At 38.7% G+C, this 4418-nt stretch carries 3 protein-coding genes and 1 pseudogene; all 4 read right to left on the bottom strand.

Annotation, left to right across the window (positions count from 1 at the left end; genetic code table 11):
• Positions 1-126 precede the first annotated feature (126 nt).
• Positions 127-567 (bottom strand): annotated as a pseudogene (gene pdxY / locus CBG25_RS14630) (pyridoxal kinase); the annotation flags it as partial.
• A gap of 163 nt (positions 568-730) precedes the next feature.
• On the bottom strand, positions 731-2005 hold the full coding sequence (gene tyrS / locus CBG25_RS14625; protein WP_290607538.1) for a tyrosine--tRNA ligase: 1275 nt from the start codon (positions 2003-2005) through the stop codon (positions 731-733).
• 116 nt (positions 2006-2121) lie between these two features.
• Positions 2122-2775: a pyridoxamine 5'-phosphate oxidase gene (pdxH, locus tag CBG25_RS14620; RefSeq protein WP_290607537.1), complete on the bottom strand. Its 654-nt coding sequence runs from the start codon at positions 2773-2775 to the stop codon at positions 2122-2124.
• A 35-nt stretch (positions 2776-2810) separates the two neighbouring features.
• Positions 2811-3923 carry an anhydro-N-acetylmuramic acid kinase gene (gene anmK, locus CBG25_RS14615; RefSeq protein WP_290607536.1) on the bottom strand — a complete coding sequence of 371 codons (1113 nt, stop codon included), beginning with the start codon at positions 3921-3923 and terminating at the stop codon, positions 2811-2813.
• Positions 3924-4418 lie beyond the last annotated feature (495 nt).

The raw sequence follows: 4418 nt of genomic DNA, 5'->3' as shown, positions 1-4418 counted from the left end.
GAGCACATACTTAATACTCGGGGACGAAAATCGTTGGGCTATTTTTCTCCAAATGAAGTATTTTTAGCTCATCTAATGGCTGCATAACGTTTTATGGGTTTGTTGCGTTTCGACTGGGAATGGGCCTAATAGGTTAGGCGCCATTATGTCGCAGATAGGTAAAGCTTCATGACATAAAAACTCAGCCACACCCGGGGCAACAATACAGCCTTTTTCAGCATGTCCCATTACCGGATCACAGAAATAGCAAGCAGCAGGGTTACTTGTTTTTATCTGTTTAACAATATCAACAATCGCTTTACCTTGTTCGGCAGAACCAATATAACCCGTCAGAACCGCATCACAATGTTTTAATTGGTGGATCTTAGCAATTCCGTTAACAATATCTGTTAAATGTTCAGGGGGCATAACACTACCTGTCCATTGTGGATATTGTGTATGATTAGAAAATTGCACCGTATTCAGGGGCCAGACATCAATTCCCATCCGTTGCATGGGAAAAACCGCGGCACTATTACCCGCATGGCCAAAAACAACATGCGACTGAATTGATAGAACACTTTTCATATATCACTCATTTTATTTTTGATAATACTCGCTGTTACAAAACAAAGTCGTTACTTTCTAAACAAGCAGTTAACACATTAGTAATTAATCTAATAAATACCAATAAGTTAATCGCTATGTTAGACAAAACTTATAGTGATTAAATTTACCCTACTATGCCCCATTATTGCCAATTAACTAAGCAGTAATGTTTTTTACCACGCCTGATCAAAGAATAACGGCCAAATAGACGATCTTGCTCAGTAAAAACATATTCAGCATCAATACATTTCTTACCATTAATTGCGACCGCATTTGAGCTTATCATCGTTCTTGCCTGACCACGTGACGGGACCAATTTCGCCTCGACTAATGCCTGCTGTAAATCTGCCCCTGAATTTAATTTGATCATAGGCATGCCATCTTGCGCCAACTGAGCAAAATCAGCTGCAGTTAATGCAGCAATCGTATCGGAAAATAAGCTTTCAGTGATCCGTTTGGCAGCCTGTAAGCCCTCATCGCCATGTACTAACTGGGTAACTTGCTCCGCTAATACATACTGTGCTCGTGGGGCTTTACCACTGTTTTGATCCTCACTTTGCAAGGCGTCAATTTCTTCAATTGGCATAAAGGTAAAAAACTTAAGAAAACGGTACACATCCGCATCAGCAGTATTAACCCAAAATTGATAAAACTTATATGGGCTGGTTTTTTGCGGATCTAACCAAACCGCCCCCGCTTCGGTCTTGCCAAATTTAGTTCCATCAGATTTAGTAATTAACGGCACCGTCAAACCAAAAACCTGTTGTTGATGTAAACGTCGAGTGAGATCAATGCCTGAAGTAATATTGCCCCATTGATCAGAGCCGCCTATCTGTAATTCAACATTATGTTGGTGACAAAGGTTGGCAAAATCATAAGACTGAAGCAAATTATAGGAGAACTCAGTAAAAGAGATACCTGCATCATCGCGCTCAAGTCGTTGTTTAACAGCTTCTTTATTGATCATTTGATTAACAGAAAAATGTTTACCGATATCGCGCAAGAAGGTCAAGACATCCATTTGACCAAACCAATCATAATTATTAACTACCTTAGCGCTATTTTTACCACAATCAAAATCAAGAAATGGCGAAACCTGTTGACGAATTTTTTCTACCCATTGCTGCACTGTTTCACTGGTATTTAATTTACGCTCAGTGGCTTTAAAACTTGGATCGCCAATTAAACCTGTTGCCCCACCCACTAAGGCTACTGGTTGATGTCCCATTTGCTGGAAACGCTTTAAACATAGTAAAGGAACCAAATGCCCTAAGTGCAAGCTATCAGCGGTTGGATCAAATCCACAATAGAGCGCTACTGATCCCTGGGATAGTTTCTCTATTAATGCCCTTTCATCCGTTAGCTGAGCTATTAAACCCCGCTCTTGCAATTGTTCAATTAGGTTCTTGCTAACCATCAATAACTCCATCAATTTTTTTATTTCGTCGATTTTGTGGATAAATATAATATAAATAAGCGCAATAGAATAAAACGCGAGTCAAATAAGTGCCAGTTAAAAAATCATTTTTTCGTTTATGGCGCCAAGCGATCAATTTGCCAATGATCATGTTGCCATTGATACAAAAATCGATCATGTAGCCGTTTAGTGCCACCTTGCCAAAATTCAACACTGTTAAATCTGACGCGATATCCGCCCCAAAAACTAGGTAAGGGAATTTCACCATTTTTAAATTTTTGTTTTAATTCAAAAAATTTATTTTCTAATAGACTTCTAGCAGAAACTTTTGCTGATTGTTGTGAAGCCCAGGCGGCTATTTGACTATCTTTTGGTCGACTATGAAAATATTTTATTACCTCAAGTGGAGTAAGTTTTTCTGCCTCACCCAAGAAGCAAACCTGACGCTCTAACTGATACCAGGGAAATAGTAAACTGACTTTATTGTTATGAGCGATATGTTGTGCCTTACGACTAGATAAATTAGTATAAAATATCAGTCCATTTTTATCATAATGTTTAAGTAATACAATGCGCTGGTATGGTTGTCCATCGCTGTTTACCGTTGCAACACACATGGCTGTTGGATCGGCTAATTTTGCTTCATAAGCCTGCTTTAACCAACGCTCAAACAATACTAATGGCTGGTCGGTTAAATCCTTACGTCTTAAACCACCTTGGGTATATTCCCGTCTTAAACTAGCAATATCCAACTGAATTTTTTCTACCATTTTTTTGCCTCTGTCTTGTTACGATAGATATCATGTTATTCACTATTGGCCGGATAAATTGCGCCTAATACTGTTTCCTGGTTAGCGCCAGTAACAGAGGGTAAATTGCCTGGCAAACCCGATAAGGTACGAGCCGCTAGCCAAGCAAAAGCCAAAGCTTCGACATTATCTCCACTCAAACCATATTTATCTGTTGATGCCACCACAATATTGGTTAACAATTCGCTTAACCTTGCCATAAGATAGCTATTTTTAGCTCCTCCACCACAAACCAACAAACAATCGGCTTTGTCATAAAGCAAAACCTGATCAACGATTGAACGGATGGTTAATTCTGCCAAAGTGGCCTGTACATCCTGGGCTGATAAGTTTAAGTACGATGTCAGATATTTTTGTAACCAAGCAGAATTGAAATATTCTCTACCTGTACTTTTGGGGGCTGGCCGCTTGAAATAGGGATCCGCTAGCATTTCAGTTAGCAGCGACTTATTTGCCTGCCCTGAGCGCGCCCAATCGCCGTTATTATCATAAGGTTTATTTAGATGCTGATTGGCCCAGATATCCAACAACATATTTCCAGGTCCGGTATCATAGCCTTTAATTATTGAATTCCCAAATAAAGTAGTGAGATTAGCAATGCCACCAATATTTAAAATAATACGATTTTGATCAGGATGACTAAGTACCTTGTGATGAAAAGCAGGTACTAAAGGTGCACCTTGCCCACCATACGCCATATCTCTACGACGAAAATCGCCTACTACAGTGATGTTAGTTAACGCAACAATTCTATTATTATCGCCTAATTGCAGAGTAAAAGGCCGTTGGCAAGTAGGTTGGTGCCAAACTGTTTGCCCATGACACCCTATCGCGGTAATATCTGTGGCCGATAATAATTGCTGTTTTAATAGGTTATTGATCGCTTCACCATATAACGAACCGAGCTGATAATCAATTTCACCTATTGTTGCTAAGGTGACCGCTTGACCTTGACATATAGACAAGACTTGATTTTTTAATTCAGTGGGAAAAGGAAAGGAAATCGCACCTAGCTGAATCACATTTTTGTCATCAATTTCAGCCAAAACAACATCAACCCCATCGAGACTGGTACCTGACATCACCCCTATATAGCGACCTGCTTTCATGTTTGACCTCTGATTATTTTATCTATACTTAGTTTTAGTCATTCAATATACTTATTGGCATATTTTTTCACTTCAAACATTTAACTCATTGAAATAAAATAAAAAACGACAGTTTAAAAATATTTAAATTAAAAATAAATTAATTAAGCTGAATTTATTACTTTAAGAAAAAATTATTAATGTTTAGACTATATTTAGATTGTAGAAAGTAAATTAATTTTGCTATTTGTCTGATTATCCAGTTCGTTTATATATAATAGGGCACCTCAAAAAACTCAAGATTTTCAATTAACCCTTGGCTTTCATTCTAAATAATTAGATTTTTTTTGATTATCACGCTACTGATTCTATCGCACATTGCCCTGGCTAGGGCCATTTGACCCATTCTGGGCGTCAGAAAGCCACGATGCACGCGCTCTGGAAGTACGCCAACCGCTTTAGGTTGTAACATGCTGCCATCATCGTCATGGCAAAATTAGCGCGCACCTGTCCAAT

The sequence above is a fragment of the Arsenophonus sp. ENCA genome (genome assembly GCF_002287155.1).
In the GTDB taxonomy this organism is placed as follows: domain Bacteria; phylum Pseudomonadota; class Gammaproteobacteria; order Enterobacterales; family Enterobacteriaceae; genus Arsenophonus; species Arsenophonus nilaparvatae.
This window is presented reverse-complemented; position numbering and strand designations above follow the sequence as displayed.

What these genes read in the sequence shown, in the direction of transcription:
- anmK (WP_290607536.1), bottom strand. Translation starts at nt 3,923, where the DNA reads ATGAAAGCAGGTCGCTATATAGGGGTGATGTCAGGTACCAGTCTCGAT.
- pdxH (WP_290607537.1), bottom strand. Translation starts at nt 2,775, where the DNA reads ATGGTAGAAAAAATTCAGTTGGATATTGCTAGTTTAAGACGGGAATAT.
- tyrS (WP_290607538.1), bottom strand. Translation starts at nt 2,005, where the DNA reads ATGGTTAGCAAGAACCTAATTGAACAATTGCAAGAGCGGGGTTTAATA.